This window comes from Amycolatopsis sp. NPDC003731 (assembly GCF_053586895.1).
On sequence record NZ_JBSFNC010000068.1, the window covers coordinates 25639 to 46298 of the forward strand.

Annotated in this window: 21 protein-coding genes; 16 read left to right on the top strand and 5 right to left on the bottom strand. The window is 71.7% G+C overall.

The window, feature by feature from the left end:
* The first annotated feature begins 195 nt into the window (after positions 1-195).
* A complete protein-coding gene (locus ACWDN5_RS26010) occupies positions 196-480 on the top strand; it encodes an acyl carrier protein (RefSeq protein WP_310969898.1) in 285 nt (94 codons plus the stop codon).
* Here ACWDN5_RS26010 and ACWDN5_RS26015 read toward each other — a convergent pair.
* Positions 465-1301: a PaaX family transcriptional regulator gene (locus ACWDN5_RS26015; RefSeq protein ID WP_310969897.1), complete on the bottom strand. Its 837-nt coding sequence runs from the start codon at positions 1299-1301 to the stop codon at positions 465-467. The genes ACWDN5_RS26010 and ACWDN5_RS26015 overlap by 16 nt on opposite strands.
* A gap of 158 nt (positions 1302-1459) precedes the next feature.
* Between ACWDN5_RS26015 and ACWDN5_RS26020 the strand changes: the two genes are divergently transcribed.
* From ACWDN5_RS26020 to ACWDN5_RS26030, 3 genes are all read left to right on the top strand, one after another.
* Positions 1460-2773, top strand: coding sequence for an MFS transporter (locus ACWDN5_RS26020; protein WP_449678096.1), 1314 nt, complete (start codon positions 1460-1462; stop codon positions 2771-2773).
* Positions 2770-4116 carry an alpha/beta hydrolase gene (locus tag ACWDN5_RS26025; protein ID WP_449678097.1) on the top strand — a complete coding sequence of 449 codons (1347 nt, stop codon included), beginning with the start codon at positions 2770-2772 and terminating at the stop codon, positions 4114-4116. The genes ACWDN5_RS26020 and ACWDN5_RS26025 overlap by 4 nt, the downstream gene beginning before the upstream one ends.
* Before the next feature lie 108 nt (positions 4117-4224).
* Positions 4225-4827 (top strand): NAD(P)-dependent oxidoreductase, encoded by a 603-nt coding sequence (locus ACWDN5_RS26030; protein WP_449678098.1) that lies wholly within the window; start codon positions 4225-4227, stop codon positions 4825-4827.
* A gap of 3 nt (positions 4828-4830) precedes the next feature.
* Here the strand turns inward: ACWDN5_RS26030 and ACWDN5_RS26035 are convergent, their stop codons facing one another.
* Positions 4831-5727, bottom strand: a complete 897-nt coding sequence (locus tag ACWDN5_RS26035; protein WP_449678099.1) for a LysR family transcriptional regulator — start codon at positions 5725-5727, stop codon at positions 4831-4833.
* A 27-nt stretch (positions 5728-5754) separates the two neighbouring features.
* On the opposite strand from ACWDN5_RS26035, the gene ACWDN5_RS26040 reads away from it, so the two are divergent.
* Positions 5755-6528 (top strand): inositol monophosphatase family protein, encoded by a 774-nt coding sequence (locus tag ACWDN5_RS26040; RefSeq protein WP_449678100.1) that lies wholly within the window; start codon positions 5755-5757, stop codon positions 6526-6528.
* A 70-nt stretch (positions 6529-6598) separates the two neighbouring features.
* Here the strand turns inward: ACWDN5_RS26040 and ACWDN5_RS26045 are convergent, their stop codons facing one another.
* Entirely contained in the window at positions 6599-7522 is a 924-nt protein-coding gene (locus ACWDN5_RS26045; protein WP_449678101.1) for an extracellular catalytic domain type 1 short-chain-length polyhydroxyalkanoate depolymerase, read from the bottom strand.
* 168 nt (positions 7523-7690) lie between these two features.
* Here ACWDN5_RS26045 and ACWDN5_RS26050 point away from each other — a divergent pair, with 168 nt between their 5' ends.
* Together ACWDN5_RS26050 and ACWDN5_RS26055 are read left to right on the top strand one after the other, a co-directional pair.
* Positions 7691-8524 (top strand): PaaX family transcriptional regulator, encoded by an 834-nt coding sequence (locus ACWDN5_RS26050; protein ID WP_449678102.1) that lies wholly within the window; start codon positions 7691-7693, stop codon positions 8522-8524.
* A 73-nt stretch (positions 8525-8597) separates the two neighbouring features.
* A complete protein-coding gene (locus tag ACWDN5_RS26055; protein WP_449678103.1) occupies positions 8598-10034 on the top strand; it encodes a hypothetical protein in 1437 nt (478 codons plus the stop codon).
* Here the strand turns inward: ACWDN5_RS26055 and ACWDN5_RS26060 are convergent.
* Entirely contained in the window at positions 10031-10567 is a 537-nt protein-coding gene (locus ACWDN5_RS26060) for a 2'-5' RNA ligase family protein (RefSeq protein ID WP_449678104.1), read from the bottom strand. The genes ACWDN5_RS26055 and ACWDN5_RS26060 overlap by 4 nt on opposite strands.
* 147 nt (positions 10568-10714) lie before the next feature.
* Positions 10715-10960 (bottom strand): ATP F0F1 synthase subunit C, encoded by a 246-nt coding sequence (locus ACWDN5_RS26065; RefSeq protein ID WP_449678105.1) that lies wholly within the window; start codon positions 10958-10960, stop codon positions 10715-10717.
* 1043 nt (positions 10961-12003) lie between these two features.
* On the opposite strand from ACWDN5_RS26065, the gene ACWDN5_RS26070 reads away from it, so the two are divergent.
* The 9 genes from ACWDN5_RS26070 to ACWDN5_RS26110 all read left to right on the top strand — a co-directional run.
* Entirely contained in the window at positions 12004-12738 is a 735-nt protein-coding gene (locus tag ACWDN5_RS26070) for an AfsR/SARP family transcriptional regulator (RefSeq protein ID WP_449678111.1), read from the top strand.
* A 254-nt stretch (positions 12739-12992) separates the two neighbouring features.
* The gene (locus ACWDN5_RS26075; RefSeq protein WP_244210629.1) at positions 12993-13244 is read left to right on the top strand and encodes an acyl carrier protein; all 252 of its coding nucleotides are present in this window, start codon (positions 12993-12995) and stop codon (positions 13242-13244) included.
* Between the two features lie 10 nt (positions 13245-13254).
* A complete protein-coding gene (locus tag ACWDN5_RS26080) occupies positions 13255-14505 on the top strand; it encodes a beta-ketoacyl-[acyl-carrier-protein] synthase family protein (protein WP_310969884.1) in 1251 nt (416 codons plus the stop codon).
* Entirely contained in the window at positions 14502-15611 is a 1110-nt protein-coding gene (locus tag ACWDN5_RS26085; RefSeq protein WP_449678106.1) for a beta-ketoacyl synthase N-terminal-like domain-containing protein, read from the top strand. Before ACWDN5_RS26080 ends, ACWDN5_RS26085 begins: the two co-directional genes overlap by 4 nt.
* Positions 15608-16348, top strand: coding sequence for a 3-oxoacyl-ACP reductase FabG (gene fabG / locus ACWDN5_RS26090; protein ID WP_449678107.1), 741 nt, complete (start codon positions 15608-15610; stop codon positions 16346-16348). Before ACWDN5_RS26085 ends, fabG begins: the two co-directional genes overlap by 4 nt.
* Before the next feature lie 14 nt (positions 16349-16362).
* Positions 16363-17736: a preATP grasp domain-containing protein gene (locus ACWDN5_RS26095; RefSeq protein WP_449678108.1), complete on the top strand. Its 1374-nt coding sequence runs from the start codon at positions 16363-16365 to the stop codon at positions 17734-17736.
* Entirely contained in the window at positions 17733-18770 is a 1038-nt protein-coding gene (gene sbnB, locus ACWDN5_RS26100) for a 2,3-diaminopropionate biosynthesis protein SbnB (RefSeq protein ID WP_449678109.1), read from the top strand. Before ACWDN5_RS26095 ends, sbnB begins: the two co-directional genes overlap by 4 nt.
* A 13-nt stretch (positions 18771-18783) precedes the next feature.
* A complete protein-coding gene (sbnA, locus tag ACWDN5_RS26105) occupies positions 18784-19749 on the top strand; it encodes a 2,3-diaminopropionate biosynthesis protein SbnA (RefSeq protein WP_310969879.1) in 966 nt (321 codons plus the stop codon).
* A gap of 142 nt (positions 19750-19891) precedes the next feature.
* A partial coding sequence (locus ACWDN5_RS26110; RefSeq protein WP_449678110.1) for an MMPL family transporter occupies positions 19892-20660 on the top strand: 769 nt, incomplete at its 3' end.

Genomic DNA, 20660 nt, shown 5'->3' on the forward strand with positions numbered 1-20660 from the left:
CGGATACTTCCAGCGGCTTCCCGCCGTCGGCAAGCCGCCGATCGAGGGATCGGCCGTCACTGTCCATAATTGCTGCCGATTATCACGGAAATTGATCGTCCAATGAGGACAGAAGGCAATTACGCCGTTCGGCGCCGTCCGCGCACCCGAGACCGTGTTAGCTTCGAATGAGGGGCATCGCTCGAGGGAGGGCGCGTGACAAGCGGTCAGCCGGTGAACGCCGACGACATCCTGGCCGAACTGACCCGGTTCTTCGCCACCGCCACCGCCGGGACCACTCCCGGCCCCGACGAAGACTACTTCGCGCTCGGCCTGGTGAATTCGCTGCTGGCCCTGAAACTGGTCACGCACGTCGAACGCCGCTTCGGCATCGAAGTCGCGACCGAAGACCTCGACCTCGACAATTTCCGGACCATGAACCGCGTCACCGCCTTCGTGCTCCGGAAACGGACCACAATGGACGGCTATCCGGCGGGGTGAGCCGCGGTCGGCAGCAGTTCGAACGTTTCGGCCGCCAGCCGGTCCGCACCTTCGCGGAAATCCGCGTCCAGCTTGCGGAACAACGTCTCGGCCTCGATCGCGGGCCAGTCCCGGGGCAGGTGCCCGGCCGGCAGGTGCGGGTCCCGGCGGACGACGTGCAGCCAATCCGAGTGCAGCACCAGCCGGCGCGTCAGGTCGTCCGGGAACGACGGCTTCCCGCCGTCCCACTTCTCCAGGAAGTCGTGGTAGCGCGAGGCGATCGTCGCGGTGTCGAACGCCTTGCGAACGAGCTCGGCCGCCTCCGTCGGCTTGGCGGGCTGCGCCGTGAAGACCGTGACGTGCCCGTCGACGCCGAGCTGCTCGACGATGGCCGTCACGTCGCGGACGCCGGGAGCGACCCACAACCCGTTCTGCAGCAGGCCGAATCCCGCCCAGGTCAGCTGGCGGCGCAAGTCGTGGCGGTCGCCGCGGCGGGTGTCGGGCAGCGAAAAGCCGACCAGGGTCCAGGCGCCGTCCTCGGCCCGGTTGACCGCGCCCGTCTCCCAGATCCGCCGCCTGCCGTCCTCGAGGACCGCCGCGAGGCGCTCGCTGAGACCGAAGTAGACCTTCCGCCCGTGCCTGTGCCGGGTCAGCAACCCGGTGCCCGCCATCCGGGTCAGCGTCGAGCGGACCGCCTCCTCCGAGACGCCGACGCGGCCGAACACGTCGATCACGCTGCCCGAGTAGATCGCGCTCGCCCGGCCGAGCAGGTGGATGCCCAGGAACGTGAGCATGACGGACTTCGGGCGAGGCCCGGAGCCGGTCTCGGCGGATGACGTCACGAGCGCCAGCGTAACCCGGCCCGGTGACCACTTGATGTTGTGCAGAATATTGACGGCCGTCATGGCCCTGACTAACGTTGAGCTCCGCTCCCCCGTCGTCCGCCCCGGACGAACCTGCCCTCCGCAGTGCCCCGCCCCCGAAGACGAGGGTGAACCCCATGAGCACTCAGCTCCGCAGAGCGGTCGCGTCCAGCTTCCTCGGCAGTCTCATCGAGTACTACGACTTCCTCCTCTACGCCACGGCGAGCGCGGTGGTCTTCGGGAAGGTCTTCTTCGCCGACCTCGATCCGGCACTGGCCACGGTCGCCAGCTTCGGCACGTTCACCACCGGCTACCTCGCCCGCCCGCTCGGCGGCCTGATCTTCGGCCACTTCGGGGATCGCCTGGGCCGCAAGCGGATGCTCGTGCTGACCATGACCCTGATGGGCGTCGCGAGCTTCCTCATCGGCCTCCTGCCCGGCTACGACCAGATCGGCCCGATCGCCCCGATCGGCCTGGTCCTGCTCCGCGTCGTCCAGGGCATCGCGGTCGGCGGCGAGTGGGGCGGCGCGGTGCTGATGTCCGCCGAGCACGCGCGGACGCGCCGCGGCCTGTGGGCCGGGTTCACCAACGCGGGCGCGCCGAGCGGCATGGTGGTCTCGACGCTCGTCATGTCCGCCACCGCCGGGCTGACCTCCGAAGCCGACTTCCTCGCCTGGGGCTGGCGGATCCCGTTCCTGCTCAGCATCGTCCTGCTCGCGATCGGCCTGTTCGTGCGTTCCCGTGTCGACGAGACACCCGCGTTCCTGGCCGCCCGCAAGGAAGAACGCCGGCGGCTGCCGCTCGTGGCCGTGCTGCGCGACCACCCGCGCGTGCTGGCGCTGAGCGTCGGTGTCGGGCTCGCCGCGTTCGTCGTCCAGGCCACGCTGACCACCTTCGTGCTCGCCTACGGCGTCCAGCACGGGCACCCGCGGCAGGAAGTGCTCAACGCGCTCACCCTGTCCTCGGCGTGCGCGGTGGCCGGGATCCTGCTGTGGTCGGCGCTTTCGGACCGGATCGGCCGCCGCCCGGTCGTGCTGGCCGGGGCGGCCGCGATGGCGGTGTTCGGGTTCCTGCTCTTCCCGATGGTCCGCGACGGCAGCGGGTTGCTGCTCGTCCTCGCGCTGGTGATCGGCCAGGGCGTGCTCCACCCGATGATGTACGGGCCGCTGGCCGCGCTGTACTCCGAGCTGTTCGACACCGAAAGCCGGTACACCGGCGCGTCGCTGGGCTACCAGCTCGCCGGGCTCGGCGCCGGGTTCGCCCCGCTGATCTTCGCCGAGCTCCAGCGCGCCAACGGCGGCGGTTCGACCACGCCGGTGTCGTGGACCATCGCCGCCTTCTGCCTCCTGTCGGCCGTCTGCGTGCTGGCGCTGCGGGAGACCCACCGCCGCGACCTGACGCCCGAGCCGAGTGTGCCGGCGGCCGTCCAGCGGGAAGGACACCGAGGATGAGCCGCTGGCTCCGCCGGGCCGGCGCCCTCGTCGCGACGGCGCTGATCGCGTTCGGCCTCACCACGGCGACTCCGGCCCTGGCCGCGACCACCGCGCACTACACCGGGCAGCTGCCCGACGGCGCGAGCTGGGTGGCGGACGTGCCGGCCGCCTGGAACGGCACCGTCATCCTCTACAGCCACGGCTTCGGCCCCCTGGAAGCGCGCAACGCCCCCGACGAGCCGACCGGGCAGGCCCTGCTCTCGGCGGGGTACGCGCTGATCGGCTCGTCCTACAGCGGACCGTCGTGGTGGGCGCTCGCCTCCGCCCCGCGGGACCAGTTCGCCTCGCTCGACGCGCTCGTCCGGAAGATCGGCGAGCCCCGCCGCACGATCGCGTGGGGCACGTCGATGGGCGGACTGGTCAGCGCCCTGGAAGCCGAGTCCGGGAACCGGCGGCTCGACGGCGCGCTGACCACGTGCGGCCTGGTCGCGGGCGCGCTGAACCTGAACAACTACCAGCTCGACGGCGAATACGCGCTCTCACGCCTGCTCGCCCCGGCGCAGCCGGTGAAGCTGGTTCGGTACGCGAGCGCCGACGAAGCGGGAGCGGCGGGCGCGGCGCTGACGAAGCTCGTCACCGACGCGCAGGGCACCGCGGCCGGCCGGGCCCGGATCGCCCTCGGGGCGGCGCTGATGAACACGCCGCCGTGGCTGACCGGTGACGCCCCGCCCGGGCCCGCCGACCACACGGGCCAGGAACAGCAACAGCAGCAAGCCCTCGCGCAGTTCGTGCTCGGGTTCGTGGTGCCCGGCCGCTACCAGATCGAACTGGCGGCCGGCGGGAACAGCGCGGCCAACCGCGGGGTCGACTACCGGGCGCTGCTGTCCGGCAGCCCGCTGGCGCGGCAGGTCCGGGCGCTGTACCGCACCGCGGGCCTCGACCTCGACGCGGACCTGGCCGACCTGACCCGCCACGCGGACGTCACGCCGGATCGGCAGGCCGTCGGCACGCTCGCGCGGACGTCCACGGCGACCGGGCACCTGCGCGTCCCGTCGCTGGCCATCCACACGACCGCGGACCACCTGGTCCCGGTCGAGCAGGAGAACTGGTACGCCCACCGGGTCCGCGCGGCGGGCCGCGAACCGCTGCTGCGGCAGGCGTACGTCGAAGCGGCCGGGCACTGCGCGTTCCGGCCGTCGGAGACCCTGGCGGCGTTGCACGCCCTGGAATCCCGCATCGAGACCGGGCACTGGCCCGACCTCCGGCCGGAGCGCCTCAACGCGGCCGCGGCCGAGCTCGGAGCCCCGGGCCGCTACCTCCGCTACACGCCGGCCCCGCTGACGGGGGCGGACCGCCGCTGAGGCAGGGGGCGGCCGCACTCCTCGGCGGCCGCCCCTTGCGTCACGGTAAATCAATTCTTTTCAAACTTGCATTTGATGTTAAGTGCGAGGGTCCCTAGCGTGGACGGCATGAACCTCACCGTCCTCGCGGCGTCCGGCCGGACCGGACTCGCACTCACCCGGGAAGCGTTGCGGCGCGGGCACACCGTGACCGCCATCGCCCGGGATCCCGGCCGTATCGACCTTCCCGCGTCGGGTCGTCTGCACAAGGTGGCGGGCGACGTCGAAGACCCGGCGAGCATGGCCATCGCCGCCGGCTCGACCGTCCTTTCCGGACTCGGCACGGACCGGGCGGGGGTCCTGCTGGCCGGCGCGAAGGCGGTGGTCGCCGCCGGGCCGTCGCGGATCATCTGGCTCGGCGCGTACGGCACGGGGAAGTCGGCACCGGTGGCCGGGGCCGCCGCGGGGGCGCTCACGAAGCTGCTGGGCGACCGGCTCGGCGACAAGGTCGAGGCCGACGAGACGATCCTCGCGACCGGCGGCACGGTGTTCCACGCGGGCCTCCTCACCGACGGCCCGGAAAGCCCCCACCGGCGCACGGTCGGGCTGGAGGCCGGGCCACCGCTGGACTTCGAGGCGGTGATCAGCCGGGCGACCGTCGCCGCGGCGATGCTCGACGAGGCCGAGACACCCCGCTTCGCGGGCACGATCGCGCTGCCGCTGCCGGAGTGACCGCTAGGCGGTGATCTCTTCCAGGGCTGCCCGCACCTGGCCGCGGAGCCAGGCGTGCGCGGGGTCGGAGTCGTAGCGCTGGTGCCAGGTGCAGCAGATCTCCGCGGCCGGCGACTCCGCCGGGAGCGGGCGGGTGATCAGCCCGAAGGCGTCGATCAGCGGGCGGCCGAGCACCGCCGTGCAGCTGACCAGCGCGTCACTGCGCACCGCCAGCTGCAACGCCGTCGCCAGCGTCGCCACCGAAGCGATCACCTGGCGGCGCAAGCCTTCCGCGGCCAGGACGTCGTCGATCGGCGCCGTGAGCCGGCCGCGGCGGGAGACCAGGACGTGCGGGTGGGCCGCGAACGCCCGCAGGTCCAGGTCGCCGGCCGCCGGGTGACCCGGCCGCATCGCCACCACCAGGGCGTCGTGCCCGAGCACCTCGGAGCGGAACTCGGGCAGGTCCGGCCGGGCGCCACCGAGTTCGACGTCGACGCGGCCGTGCCGGAGGTCGTCCGTGTCGGCGGAGTGCTCGGCCAGTACCCGCAGCCGCACCCCGGGCGCCCGGTCCCGGAGCCGGCCGGCCAGGACCGGGATCACCGACGCCGCGAGCGCGTCGTGGCACTGGATCGTGAACGTGCGGTCCAGACCGGCGAGGTCCAGCTCGCGGGCCGGCTGCAGGACCGCCTGCGCCTGCCGGACCAGCCGGTGCACGTCCTCGCGGACGGCCACCGCGTACGGCGTGGGCACCATCGTGTGACCGGTGCGGACCAGGATGTCGTCGCCGGTCACCGCGCGGAGCCGGCCGAGGGTGCGGCTGACCGCCGGCGACGACAGGTGCAGCCGCTCGGCCGCGCCCATCACGCTGCCCTCTTCGAGCAGCGCGTCGAGCACCGTGAGCAAGTTCAAGTCGAGTTGCACGAACGCAAGACAACCACAGGAGTCCCGATGAGCCAGGACCTGCTCGCCGCCACCACCGCCGCCGTCCGTGCCGCCGGGGCCCGGATGCTGGCGCGCTACTCCCCCGGGGCCCGCCAGCCCGGCTTGCCCGAGCTGCTGGAAAGCCTGCACGACAACGACTCCGCCGTCGCCGAGGTGCTCCGGCCGGCGCTCGCCGCCATCCGGCCGGAGGCGCGCTGGCTCGACGACGAGCACGGCTCCGGGCCGCTGCCCGCCGGCGAGTGGTGGCTCATCGACCCGATGGGCGGCAACGTCAACGCCGTGCACGGCATGCCCGACTGGAACATCGGCGTGAGCCTCGTCCGCGACGGCCGTCCGGTGCTGGCCGTGCTGTACTTCCCGGTGCTCGGCGAGCTGTTCACCGCCACCGAAGGCGGCGGCGCGCACCTCGGCGGCGAGCGGCTGCGGGTCTCCGCCAAGACGGCGCTGGACGGCGCCCTCGCGGGCACCGGCCAGGCCCAGCACGGCCACCGCTTCCTCGAGCGGATGGGCCGGTCGTTCACCGCGATGTCGGAAGCGGCGCTGTACGTGCGGATCTCGGTGCCGGTGACCCACCAGCTCGCCCAGGTCGCCGCGGGCCGGATGGACCTGCACTGGCAGTTCGAAAACGTCCGGTCCCACGCCGCCGGCGTCCTGCTGGTCCGGGAAGCCGGCGGCGTGGTCACGGACCTCGACGGCGGCCCGTGGGACCTGACGAGCGCGGGCTACCTCGCCGCCGCGCCCGGCGTGCACGCCGCCGCGCTGAAGGTCCTCAGCGCCTGAGCGCCCCGCCCGAAGGTCGCGAATGACTCATTCGGGACGTCGGAGGTCCCGAATGAGTCATTCGCGGCACTCACCCGCCCAAGCCGAAGAAGGCGATCGCGGAGGCGGCCATCCCGGCCGAGGGCAGGCTGTGCCCGGCACCCTGGATGCTGTAGGCCTCGACCTTGTCGCCGAAGCGGCGGCGGTTCCAGCCGGCCTGCGGGGTGTCGGCCGACGTCGGCGTCTGGCTCAGGCCGAAGACGTTGGTCCACTGCTCGATTTCCTCCTGCAGCAACGCATACGGCACGAGCGTGTCGGCGGTGCCGTGCCACAGCTGGACGCGCGGGCGGGCGCCGGTGTAGCCGGGGTAGGCCTGGCGGACCGCGTCACCCCACTGCTGGGGGGTGCGGTTCGCGCCGCCGTTGCCAGTGCACTTGCTCGACCACGGCGGGAAGTCCGCGGCGTTCGCGAAGCAGGTGAACGGCACGCCCATGAACGCCGCGCCCGCCTTGAAGACGTCCGGGTAGAGCGCGAGCATCTCGTTGGTCATCATGCCGCCGGAGGACGAGCCGGTGGCGAAGACGCGGTTCGGGTCGCCGCCGTAGCGCTGCTCGGCGTAGGTCACCATCGACACGATCGACACCGGGTCGCTGCCGCCGCCCCGGCGCTTCGCCGCGTCCGACCAGGTGTCGAAGCAGTTCCCGAACCCGGCCTGCTGCTGGGCGCTGGGGTAGATCACGAGGAACCCGTAGCGGTTGGCCAGCGAAGCGAATTCGCTGCCGGAGTAGAACCCGGGCCCCGAGCCGCCGCACCCGTGCATGGCGACCACGATCGCGGGGTTGGCCGGCCGCGTGTCCGGCACGTAGACGTGCATCCGCATCCCGCCCGGGTTGTTCCCGAAGCCGGTCACTTCCACCAGCGAAGCGGCCGACGCCGGGGCCGGGACCACGGCCGAGGTGACGGCCAGCAGCAAGGCACTGGCCATGGTCACGAACGCCGTTCTGAATCCACTCATCGGTGACCTCCGGTCGGCGATCCCCCTCGGGCCTTGAGGTTAGGCAGATTCAGAACGACCGTCAACAATTCATCAAGTATTCTGGGATACCGAAACTTTCGAACTCGGTGATATCCTCGAATTGCCGGACAAACGATTGATGATCGTCGGGAAAACAGCGAGGAACGCATGCTCGAAGCGGCCGATTGGGCGGAGGACGAGGGCGCGCCGGGCGTGCGGCCCGAGGCCCTGCTGCTGACGCTGTTCGGCGACCACGTCCTGGACCGCGGGATCGCCGTGTCGACCGGCGGCGTGATCGCCACGCTCGAGCGCCTGGGCGTCGGCGAACACGCGACGCGGGCGACGCTGAGCCGGATGAGCCGCCGCGACCTGCTCCACACGGTCCGCCGCGGGCGGCAGGCGTTCCTGGGCCTGACGGCGCACGGCACGGCGGTGCTGCGCGACGGCCAGCGCAAGCTCGACGGCGACATCGTCGACCGGCACTGGGACGGCCGGTGGACGCTGCTGACGTTCTCGGTGCCGGAAACCCGCCGCGCGGACCGGTACGCGCTGCGCACCCGCCTGGGCTGGTTCGGGTTCGGGCCGCTGCGCAGCGGCCTGTGGGTCTCGGCGTCGGCGGCCGACATCGCGCCGGCGCTGGCCGAACTCGACCTCCTGGACCACGCGGAGGTGTTCCGCGCGGAGCCGTTCATGTGGACCGACCCGGCCCGGATCGCCCGGGAAGCGTGGGACTTGCCGCGGATCGCGGCCGGCTACGAGCAGTTCCTCCGCCGCTGGAGCGGCCGGGAGCCCGGTTCGTCCGACGGGCTGTCCCTCCGGATCCGGCTGGGGGCGGAGTGGCTCCTGCTGATCCGCCGGGATCCGGTGCTGCCACCGGCGCTCCTGCCGGCGGACTGGCCGGGCACCCGGGCGGCGGCCTTGTTCCGCTCCCTGCGGCAACAGTGGGCGGAGCCGGCCCGGGAGCTGGCGGGCGGACTGCTGGAGTTCCTCGTCGAGGAATGAAACCGACGGCGGTTGCCACGTTGCATGCCACGTTGCAAACTGGGGTTCCCGCTCCCCACCCCGGAGGTCACCGGTGACCGACTTCGATCGACGTGACGTGCTGCGTGCCCTGACCGCGCTGGGCGTGACCGGCGTGACCGCGAGCCTGTTCGGCGGCACCGCCGAAGCCGCCGGCACGGGCCCGCTGGACCTGGAGTTCTCCGTCGCCGAGCAGTTCCGGCCGTTCGACCTGATCGCGCGCAACTTCGTCCAGCTCGACACCCCCGCCCGGCCCGGCGCGCTCGTCACGACCGGCATCCGGCCAAAGGCGCCCTACGGGACCGTGACCGTGCAGGTGCTCGAAGACCGCGCGCCCGTCGTCGCCGGGCTGGCCGGGGCCGGGGTTTCGGTGCTCGGCACCTACCACGCCGGCCAGGCGGCCATCGAGATCACCACGGCCGCGGGCACCGCCGTGGTCAAGACCGCGCCCGCGCAGCTGCGGGCACCGTTCGGCTTCGCCGTGGTGGTCAACGAAAACGCGGTCACCGTCCTGGCCGACCAGGGCACCGGCTGGCGGCCGCTGCTGACCGAGCGCGACCAGGTCCGGGCCCGGATCGACCTGCGCGACCCGGCGGTCCTGGGCCGGCTGGGCTACGCCTACGGCAGCCGCGGTCCGGCGCGGCTGGGCCGGGTCCGGGCCGGGTACTACGGCCAGGCCGGCGTCCGCGACCCGCACGTCGTCCAGTACGCCGACGGCCGCCCCGTCATCCGCCACGGCAAGCTCTACCTGACCATGACCAACGCCGGTCTCGGGTTCTTCCAGCAGGCGCACTGGGCGGTCTGGACGCTCGACCTGGCGGATCCCACCAAGCTCGAGCAGGTGGCGACGCTGTTCTTCGCGCGCGACGGCGTGGTGCTCGGCGACCACGCGGGCCAGATCGTCGTCGACGGCGACCGGTTCATCCTGCTGATGAGCTCCTGGGGCGACTTCTCGTTCAACGGCGTCCACGTGCGCCACACGGTCACCCGCAAGGACGTGCTGTCGGGCGTGCACGTGCTGCCGACCTCGCCGCTCCCGCTGCCCACGACGGTGAGTTCCTGGGACCCGGCCCTGACGAAGATCGACGGCCGCTGGCACATCGCGTTCGTCGAAAGCCCGGCCCAGCAACCGGCGTTCGTGTTCCACCCGGCCCTGGCGGCGGCCCCGCGCGGCGCGGACTACGACGAGGGGCTGACGCTGCTGGGCGCCGACGTGTCGGTGAAGCAGACGGAGGGCACGATCCTGCAGCGCGTGGGCGGCCGCTGGTACCTATTCGCCAGCGACGGCGACGCGCGCGAATACCCGGTGTACGACTTGAGTTTGCGGAAGCTGGGGACGCTGAACGCGCCGTACGGGACGAACATCCCGCACCCGATGCTGGTGAAGATCGGCAACCGCTGGTGGCTCCCGACGTTCGACGGAACCCAGTACGCGGAGGACGTCCTCGGCTACGGCGGCCACGGCAACTTCATCCTGATGCGGTCGAGCTAAAGCACGAATTCGGCCACCGTGCGCCAGGAATCCGGGCGCGTGTTCCCGGCGATCAGGCGCGCCCGGTCGACGGCGGCCCGGATGGGGAGTGCCCCTTCCACCTCGGCGGCTGCCTTCCGCAACGCGGCGACGTCGGCGCGGCGGGTGCTGCCGATCGTCAGGTGCGGGACCACGTCGGGGTGTTCACCGCCGTACGGCGGGCACTCGGGGAACGCGCGCCACACCCGGTGGGTCAGCGCCCGGAACGGTTCGGCCGGGTCGGGAGCCAGCCAGAGCACGTCCTCCCCGAACCAGGCGACCCGGGAGAACACGCACTCGAAAGCGTCGTGCTCGGCGACCGCGGCCTTCAGGTCGCCGAGAACCGCCGAGGTGATCCAGGCCGGCGGGAGGAACGGGTAGAGGACCGTGACGTGGGCCGGGACGCCCCAGGCCGCGGAGTGGTCCAGCTCCTGCCGGTAGAGCCCCACCACCGCGTCGGCGGCGGGAACCGGCACGATCACGGCTGTTTCGGTCGGCCCGGCCAGATTCCTCACCACCGCATGCTCGCACGGCGTGCCCGAAGGTTCAGCTGCTTTCCTCGGGTTTGTGCCGCAGCCGCGTCCACAGGTCCGTTCGCCGTGGCGGCCGGCGGTGCCTGCTCCGCGCCCGGACGCTCGGGCCCGGGCGCGGAGCGGGGGGATTCACCGGTTGGACGCGATGAAATACACGACGACCCCGATCAACGCGAGGACTTCGCTCAGCACGAACGTCGAGTAGCCCATCGTCTGCAGTTTCCCGCGCGCTTCCGGCTGCCGCGCGGTACCATTGATGACGGCGGCGAAGATCAGGCCGACGCCGATTCCGGGGCCGATCGCCCCGAGTCCGTACCCGATGGCGGCGAGGCCGGGGTTGATGTTGGCGGTCTGGGCCAGAACTGTGTCACTCATGGACATTCCCCTTCACATCGGTCCACGCGCACGCTCGCGTGGAACAGCGGGCTCGTGCGTCACACCGGGCATGGTTCAGGGTCGAGCGAAGGCGGCGGAAATCGCAGAAGGGACGTCGGATCGAGGCAGATCTCGCCGGCCGGGCGGGATTGTCGGTAAACGAGTGGTCCGAACACCGACAGGATATCACGGGAAATCGGACGGCGCCGCCGGACAATCGGGCGGCAGCCACCCGAAACGTCCATTGTGGCCGGTCGAGCGCACCCGGCCACGCGTGAGTCGGCCCGGCCGATACGCCGGCCGCCCCCGAGAGTCGCCCACCGCGTCGCACACGGAGAGTGATCGAGCGAGCGCAAGTTCGCCCGCCTCACCAGAAGGCTTTGTCCGAATCGTTCGCCGTTCACCCGGCGCGGTCGAGAAGGCCCCGCGGACCCCGGCTTGTTTCGAAACTCGGTGTACACCGTTAACCAAAGCCGGAAAGCCTCCGGACAAACCCCGGCGGACGCCGAACCCGGCCCCACGCCCGCCTAATTTATCAGCCGGAGAGAAATAGGATTCATGTTTGTGCACTCATTGCCGAGAGCCTCCACCCGGCCCGTCGGCCGGGCTCTCCGGGCTCCCCTCCGCACCCGGCGTCCGAGGCGGTCCCGAGCACCCGGCCGCCACCCGCGCACCCCACGGTCAGCGCGGGTTTCGCGGCGTAATGACCCCTTCGCCGTTCGTGCAACCGGACGGGGCGCCAGCACCACCCGCGGGGACCCTACCAGCGGAGATCAGCTCGGCCTCCCGGTGTGCTGCCACCACCATTAATGGTGGTGCTAACACCACCATCCCCGGGTATGTCCGAATACATCCCGAGTCAAACTGTCCACGAACTGATACTACTGGCGAGTTAGGCGTTTCACTGGTCCGAACGGAGGTACCTAAGCCACCGGCCCTCTGCCACTATCTTGCGCAAAATACATCTTCGGATGGTCCGCGATGAGCGGCGGGCTGCCCGAATCTGGGGGTCGATCAAAGTGGAAATCGAACTACTAGGCGCCATGGAAATAAGATCGAATGGGAGAATTTACTCGATACGCGCGAAGAAAGTCCGGACCTTGCTGGCGATGCTGGCGCTGTCGCCGGGACGTCCGGTGTCCTACGAGCAACTGGCGGACGAGCTGTGGGGCCCGCGGTCGCTCGCCAACTCCCGCAACGCACTGCAAGCGAACATCGCACGGCTGCGCCGGCTGTTCAAGCCGATCACCGACGCGAGCGGGGAGGAGATCGTCCGGACCACCTACAGCGGCTACCAGCTGGAGGTGCCCGCCGAGGCGATCGACTCGCACCGGTTCCTCGAACTCGCGCGCCGCGGCACTTCCCTGGTCTCCACCGCACCGCAGGAAGCCGTCGGCATCCTGCGGGAGGCCTTGGTGCAGTGGCGCGGGCCGGCCCTGATGGACGTGCAGGAGGGGGTGCGCTGCCGGGCCGCGGCCACGCACCTCAACGAGCGGCGGCTGGCCGTGCAGGAAGACCTCATCGCCGCCCGGCTGGCGGTGGGGCAGCAGCACGACATCGTGCACGAACTGCGGCAGCTGGCCACCGAGAACCCGGGCCGGGAACGGCTCAGCGAACTGCTGATGCTCGCCCTCTACCGCACCGGCCAGCAAAGCGAGGCGCTGTCGGTGTTCCACCACACCAGCAAGTGGCTCGGCAGCGAGCTCGGCCTCTCGCCGGGCCGCGCGTTGCGGCAGCTGTACCAGGCCATCCTGGTCCAGGACTGCATGCTCGACTGAACACCGGTTCCCCTTTCGCAGCAGGGACGGCGATCTTCGCCGTCCCTGCTGTCGTTTCGCTGTCACGGACACGGTCCGGGCTCATCCACTCTCCTTCCGTGATCGACGGCCATGATCGTGGCGCACCCGGATGACGGACGGCTGACGGTTTGCCGACGCCGTCCTTCGTCAGCGGTCGGTCAGAGGGCCGTCATCTGCGCTGGCTAGTTTCCGGCCAGGCCGAAGTTCGTCCGAAAACCGGTACAGGAGTGGTCATGACAGCGGCAGTGTCCGAGCGCAGGGAACAGATCCGCGCGATCGTCCGCGAGCACCTCGAGCTCGAGGACGGCGAACTTTCCGAGACGAGCAACTTCATCGAGGACCACGAAGCCGACTCGCTCACGCTGATGGACGTCCTCGCCGCGCTGGAGAAGCAGTTCGGCGTCACGATCGACCAGGCGCAGTTCCGCCGGATGGTCGACCTGGACAGCGCCTACGAGGTCGTCGCGGAATCCGCCGGCTGGTAAGGGAAATCCGATGAGCGAGCACTCCACCGCACCCGGCAGGCGGGTGGTGATCACCGGCTGCGGGGTGGTTTCCAGCCTGGGCACGGGCATCGCCGAGTTCACGGCGGCCCTGCGCGCCGGGCGCAGCAACGTCCGGCCGATCAGCGTCTTCGACACGACCGGCTTCGAGCACAACAACGGCTGCGAGGTCATCGGCTTCGAACCCGAACGCTGGATCGAAAACGTCGACATCGAGTCGCTCGGCCGCGCCAGCCGGTTCTCCACCGCCGCGGCCCGGCTGGCCGTGGCGGACTCCGGCATCGACCTCGACGTGCTGCGCGAGGCGCGCTGCCTGCTGTCGATCGGCACGACCGACGGCGAGTCGCACGAGCTCGACAGCATGGTCTCGCTGGAGATCGCGGCCGGTCCGGAGGCGATGAGCCCGCGGCTGGCCCGGCGCACGTCGGCCGGCCGGCTCGCCACCTCGATCGCGCACGAGCTGCGGCTGTCCAATGTGGAGGTCGGCAGCATCGCGACCGCCTGCTCGGCCGGCAACTACGCGATCGGCCACTCGTTCGACGCGATCCGGCTCGGGGAAGCCGACTTCGCGTTGTGCGGTGGCGCGGACGCCGTCTGCCGCAAGACGTTCACCTCCTTCTACCGGCTGCGCAGCATCGCCCCGGACTACTGCCGCCCGTTCGACAAGAACCGGCTGGGCATCCTGACCGGCGAGGGCGCCGGCATCCTGATGCTGGAGAGCCTGGAGTCGGCGACCGCGCGCGGCGCCCGCATCTACGGCGAAGTGCTCGGGTACGGCCTGTCCTGCGACGCCCACCACCCGGTGGCCCCGCACCAGGGCGGCATCGCCCGCTGCATGGAGCTGGCCCTGGCGAACGCCGGCGTCAAGCCCGCGGAGGTCGACCTGATCTCCGCGCACGGCACGGGTACCCACGCCAACGACAAGACCGAGGCCGCGGCGATCCGCGAGCTGTTCGGCGACGACACCCCGCGCGTGGTCTCGATGAAGTCGATGCTCGGCCACTCGATGGGCGCGGCGAGCGCACTGGCCGCGATCGGCTGCTCGGTCGCCATCACCGAAGGGTTCATCCCACCGACGATCAACCACGTCGAGACCGACCCCGAGTGCGCCGTCGACTGCGTGCCCAACGTGGCGGTCGAGGCGGACCTGCGGATCGTGCAGAACAACGGCTGGGCCTTCGGCGGCAACAACTCGGTCGTGCTGATCGGCCGCTACGACGGCCCGCGGGAGGCGGTCGCATGAGCACGAGCTCTCCGGCCGCCCCGGTCATCTCGGCGTGGACGGCGATCTCGCCGTTCGGCCACGACCGCGCGGCCTTCGCCGACGGCGTCCGCACCCGGACGTCCCCGGTGTCCACAATAGATGAACAACGCTGGGCGCGGGGACCGGCGGGAACGGCGGCCACCGTCCCGGGCTTCGAGCCGCGGGAGTACCTCGGCACGAAGGGCACCCGGGCGATGAACCGGGTCAGCGGCCTGGCCGTCGCCGCGGCGAAGCACCTGCTCGCCGACATCGGCGTCGAGCCGGGCGACGAGCGCGACGACATCGGGTTCGTGCTGGGCACCACGACCGGCAGCTTGCAGAGCATGATGGACCTGACCCGCGCGTCGCTCACCGGCGACAAGCCCGACCACGTCGAACCGGCCGCGGTCCCCGGCTGCGTGATGAACTGCGCCGCCGGGCAGGCCGCGATCTGGCACGGGCTCAAGGGCCCGAACGCGACGATCGCCGCGGGCCGGACCACCGGCCCGCACGCGCTGAACTACGCGCGGCGGCTGCTGCGGACCGGCCGGGCGACCCGGGTGCTCTGCGGCGCCGCCGAGGAGTACTCCCCCGCCCGCGCCTGGGTCGAGCACCACCGCCGCGGCGGGGACGACCCGGTGGTCATCGGCGAGGGCTGCGCGATGTTCCTCCTCGAGCCCGCGGACCTGCGGCCGCCCGGCCGCCGGGTGCTGGGCACCCTGGAGGGGTTCGAGTCCCGGGTGTGCCTGGACGGCGATCTCGCCGGGACGGTCACCGTCGCCGTGCGCGCGCTGCTGGCCTCGGCCGGGGTCGCGCCCGAGCAGGTGTGGGCCGCGACCGGCAGCGGCTTCACCGACCAGCGCGGCGAACCGGTCGAGACCACGGCGCTGCGGGCCCTGTTCGGGGACGCGGCCGTCGACCGGGTGCCGTCGGCGGACCTCCTGGGCGACACGGCGTCGGCGAGCGCGATGTTCCAGCTCGCCGCGGTCCTCAGCGTCGCGGAATCCGCCGAGCGGGCGGGCGCCGACCACACGGTCGTCACCACCTGCGACGACGACGGTGCGGTGGCGTGCACGCTGCTGCGGCTCGGCGAGCCGGTCCGATGAGCGCGGGCAAGGTCGCGCTGGTCAGCGGCGGGTCGCGGGGCATCGGCCGCGCGGTCGTGCTGAGCCTGGCCGGAAGCGGCCACGACATCGCGTTCTGCTACCGCTCGGACGAGCAGTCCGCCGACGTGCTCGCCAAGGAGGTGCACGGCCTCGGGCGGCGGGCGGTCGCCACGCGGGTCGACGTCACCGACCGGGAGGCGGCCGGTGAGTGGGTGGCCGCCACGGCCGCCGACCTCGGCGTCCCGGACACCGTGGTGACGTCGGCGGGCATCACCCGCGACGGCGCGTTCGTGACGATGACCGAGGACCGCTGGACCGACGTGCTGCGGACCAACCTCGACGGCGTCTACAACGTCTGCCAGCCGGCCGTGTTCCTCATGCTCAAGCAGCGCCGGGGCAGCGTGATCACGCTGTCCTCGGTGTCCGGGGTGTACGGCAACCCGACGCAGGTCAACTACTCGGCGTCGAAGAGCGGCGTGATCGGCTTCGCCAAGGCACTGGCCAAGGAGGTCGGCCGGTTCGGCATCCGGGTCAACGCGGTCGCGCCGGGCCTGATCGAGACCGACATGACCGCGCAGATGACGGACAAGGCGCGCGAGAAGCTGCGCGCGGCCATCCCGCTGGGCCGGTTCGGCACCGCGGGCGAGGTCGCCGACCTGGTGGCCTACCTGGCGTCGGACCGCGCCGCCTACATCACCGGAAGCGTATTCGAGATCGACGGCGGCCTGGTCGTCTGAGGGGAAGGTCCACAGTGGACTCCGATAGCCCGAACTTCATCGCGCGGTTGAAGACCGCCGCGCTCGGCTCGGCCGAGCACCCGCTGGTCTTCCTCGGCAACTTCGAGGTCGAGGAGCTGTGGGCGGCCGACGAGCTCGGCCTGCCGCGGGTGTCCGCCGCGGGCAGCACCGCGGTGGTCAACAGCATGGACGAGTTCGCGCTGCTGCTCGGCGGCAAGGGCGACCACGTCGTGCTGAAGCACGCGCCCGACCCGGACTACCACCGCTACCTGCTCGACCTCGGCTTCGAGCTGCCCGAAGTGCACGTCGTGGCGGCACCGGACCCGGCGCGCAACGTCAGCCAGGACGCGCTCGCCGACCCCGCGCTCGTCGCGGCGCTCACCGAGCTGGCCACCGACGGCGCGCACCTGCTGCCGCACGGCGCGTCGGCCGTCGAAGAGGAACTGGCGGCCCGCACCGGGGTTCCGCTGGCCACGCCGCCGGCCGCGCTCTGCAAGGCCGTCAACAGCAAGGTCTACAGCCGGCAGCTGGCCGACGAGCTCGGGCTGCGGCAACCGCCGGGCTGGATCTGCGACACGCCCGAGCAGCTGGCCGACGCCGTGCCGGAGGCCGCCAAGGTGCTCGTCGAGGGCGGCACGGTCGTGGTGAAGGAGGCGTTCGGCGTGTCGGGGAAGGGCATCGCCGTCGTCACCAGCGAGCAGCGGCTGCTGCGCCTGCAGCGGATGATCGAGCGGTCCGCGCGGAAGGCGGGCCGCGACCGGATCGCGCTGGTCACCGAGACCTGGGTCGACAAGCGCGCCGACCTGAACTACCAGTTCACCGTCGGCCGGGACGGCTCGGTGCGGTTCGACTTCGTCAAGGAGGCGATCACCGAGAACGGCGTCCACAAGGGACACCGGATGCCGCCGCGCCTCGACGGGGCCCAGCACGCGGTGATCCGGCACGCGGCGGACGTTCTCGGGGCCCGGCTGGCCCGGGACGGCTACTACGGTGTCGTCGGCGTCGACGCGCTGGTCGAGCCGGACGGCGGGATCTTCCCGGTGCTGGAGATCAACGCCCGCAACAACATGTCGACCTACCAGGTGCCGCTGCAGGAGCGGTTCGTGCCCGAGGGCGCCGTCGCGATGGCGCGGCACTACCCGGTGCGCCTGGCCGCTCCCCTGCCCTTCGCGCGGCTGCGCGAGACGCTCGGCGACCTGCTGTTCGCCGGGTCCGGGAGCGGGCTGCTGGTCAACAACTTCGCCACGGTCAACGCGGGCGCCGGCGTCGCCGCCGCGGGGGAACCGTTCGCCGGCCGCCTCTACGGCGTGCTCATCGGCCCGTCCGTGGAGACGCTCGACGAACTGGACCGCCGCATCACCGACCGCCTCAGGAGGCTGCCAGCATGAGCACCAGCACGTCCGTCCCGGAGTTCGCCGTGATCTCCGGGGCGCAGGTCCACGAAGTCCTCGGCGGACAGGAAAAACTCGTCATCGACCTGATCGAGTCCGCCTACCGCCTGCATGGCGCCGGCGACACGGTCAACCCGCCGTCCTACTTCCTGCGCTTCCCGGACCGGCCGTCGTCGCGGATCATCGCGCTGCCGGCGTCGGTCGGCGGCGACATCGCGGTCGACGGGCTGAAGTGGATCTCGAGCTTCCCGGAGAACGTCGCGAGCGGGCTGCCGCGCGCGTCGGCGATCCTCGTCCTCAACGACCGGCGGACCGGGTATCCGCTGGCCTGCCTGGAAAGCTCCATCATCAGCGCCACCCGCACCGCCGCGTCGGCCGCGCTCGCCGCCGACTGGCTGACCCGGGACCGGGCGCGGCCCGCCCGGCTCGGCATCGTCGGCACCGGCCTGATCGCCCGGTACATCCACACCTACCTGGCCGCCGGGGGCTGGGACTTCGACGACGTGGGCGTGTTCGACCTGAGCACCGCGCACGCCGAGGGGTTCCGCGGCTACCTGACCGCGGCCGGGCAGGCGTCGGTGACCGTGCACGAGTCAGCCGAGGACCTGATCCGCGGCAGCGACCTGGTCGTGTTCGCCACGGTCGCCGGGGAGCCGCACGTCCACGACCCGGCGTGGTTCGACCACAACCCGCTGGTCCTGCACGTCTCGCTGCGCGACCTCTCGCCGGAGGTGATCCTCGCCTCGGCCAACGTCGTCGACGACGTCGAGCACTGCCTGAAGGCGAACACCTCGGTGCACCTGGCCGAGCAGCGGACCGGGGACCGGGAGTTCCTGTCCGGGACGCTGAACGACGTCATGACCGGCACGGTGGCGCTGGCGAAGGACCGGCCGCTGGTCTTCTCGCCGTTCGGGCTCGGGGTGCTCGACCTCGCCGTCGGCAAGCACGTCTACGACCAGCTGCACACCGCCGGCGACCTGCGGACCGTGCCCGAGTTCTTCTTCGAACTCGACCGGTACGGGAAGAAGTGACGGGAGCCCCCGCGTGCCGATCATCACCGCCCCGCAGGACTTCAACACCGACGACCTGTTCGTCGACCTCCGCCGGTTCGCCGGCCACCCGCTGTACCTCAAGTGCGAAGGCTTCAACTTCGCCGGGTCGATCAAGATCAAGGCGGCCCGGTCGATGGTCGCCGCGGCCGAGCGCCGCGGCGACCTGCGGCCCGGCTCGACGCTCGTCGAGAGCTCGTCCGGCAACCTCGGCGTGGCGCTGAGCCTGGTCGCCGCCAGCTCCGGCTACCGGTTCGTGTGCGTCACCGACTCGCGGTGCACGCTCGGGGCCCGGCAGCTGATGGAGACCCTCGGCGCCGAAGTCCGCATCGTCACCGAGCCGCACCCCGAGCACGGCCTGCTGGGCGCGCGCATCGAACTCGTGCGGCGGCTGTGCGCCGAGCACGGCCACGTGTGGCTCAACCAGTACGAGAACGCCGGGAACTGGCGCGCCCACTACGAAACGACCGGACCACAGATCGCCGCCGCCTTCCCCGACGCAGGCGTCGTCTTCATCGGGGCGGGCACCACCGGGACGTTGATGGGGTGCGCGCGGTACCTGCGCGAGCACCGGCCCGGCACCCGGGTGGTCGCGATCGACACGGTCGGCTCGGTCACCTTCGGCACGCCACCGGCCCGGCGGATGATTCCCGGGCTGGGCACCGGAATCCGGCCGCCGCTGCTCGACCCGTCGTACGTCGACGACGTCCTGCACGTCGAAGAAGCGGACACCGTGCGCACCTGCCGGGCCCTCACCCGGGAGGGGTTCTGCTTCGGCGGCTCCACCGGAACCGTCGTCAGCGGCGCCCTGCGCTGGCTTTCCGAGCACGAGGACGTCGGCACGGCCGTGGCGATCGCGCCCGATCTCGGCGACCGCTACCTCGACACCGTCTACCACGACCAGTGGGTGGCCGACCTCTACGGGGAGGACCTGCTCGAAGAGCGGGTGCACGCTCTGTGATCCACCACACACGGCCTAGCACCACCGCGGATCCGGGAGTCACCCCCCGTGAACGAATGATCACGGTTCACTAGACTCGAACACATGCGCGGGCAGCCGAAACCGCGAACGCGCCATGCCCGTCGGGTCGAAGGGGACGATCGTGAAGCCTTCATTGGCCGTCCGCGCTTCCTGCTGGTCCGCCGGCCACGCCGGCGCGGTCATCGCCCTCTGGCTGGTCTTCGTGGGCCTGGCCCAGCTGCCGGGCCTCACCGGCGGGCACCGGCTGGGCGACGGCTCGCTCTCCGACCCCGACGTGGCGGCGAACTGGTGGCCGGTGGTCGCCGCGCCCGTCGCGGTGCTGCTGAGCGTCCCGTTCTCCCGGCTGCTGCTGCTCGTGTCCGCGCTGTTCACCAGCGTGGTCACGGCGGCGTCGGCGGCGATGCTCGACACGGTCTCGGAATCCGTCGCGATGTCCCCGCTCACCGGCAACGCGGCACTGCTGGTCGTCATCACGGTTTCGGTGCAGCACATGCTGTTCACCTTCTGCCGGCGGCGCGAAGCACTGGCCGGCGGGAACGACACGTCCCAGGCCGCGCGGATCGTCGCGAGCACGGCGGGCAACGCCGCCCTCGTCTCCGGCAGCGGGGTGGCCGCGGCGCTGGCCGCGGTGGCGCTCGCCGGATCGGCGAACCTGGTGCCGCTGGCCACCGCGGTCCTGGTGGCGGTGCTGGTGTCGACGGTCGCCGCGCTGAGCCTGCTGCCCGCCTTGAACGACCGCGTGCTCACCTCGCCGCGCGAGCTGCCGCCCCCGAGGTTGTCCGTCGGCGACCTGCCCCGCTTCGTGCGGCCGGCGGCGATCGCGCTCGGCCTGCTTTCCCTCGGCGCCGCCGCGGTGTACGGGTCGCTGCGCGTGTTCTCCCCCGGCTGCC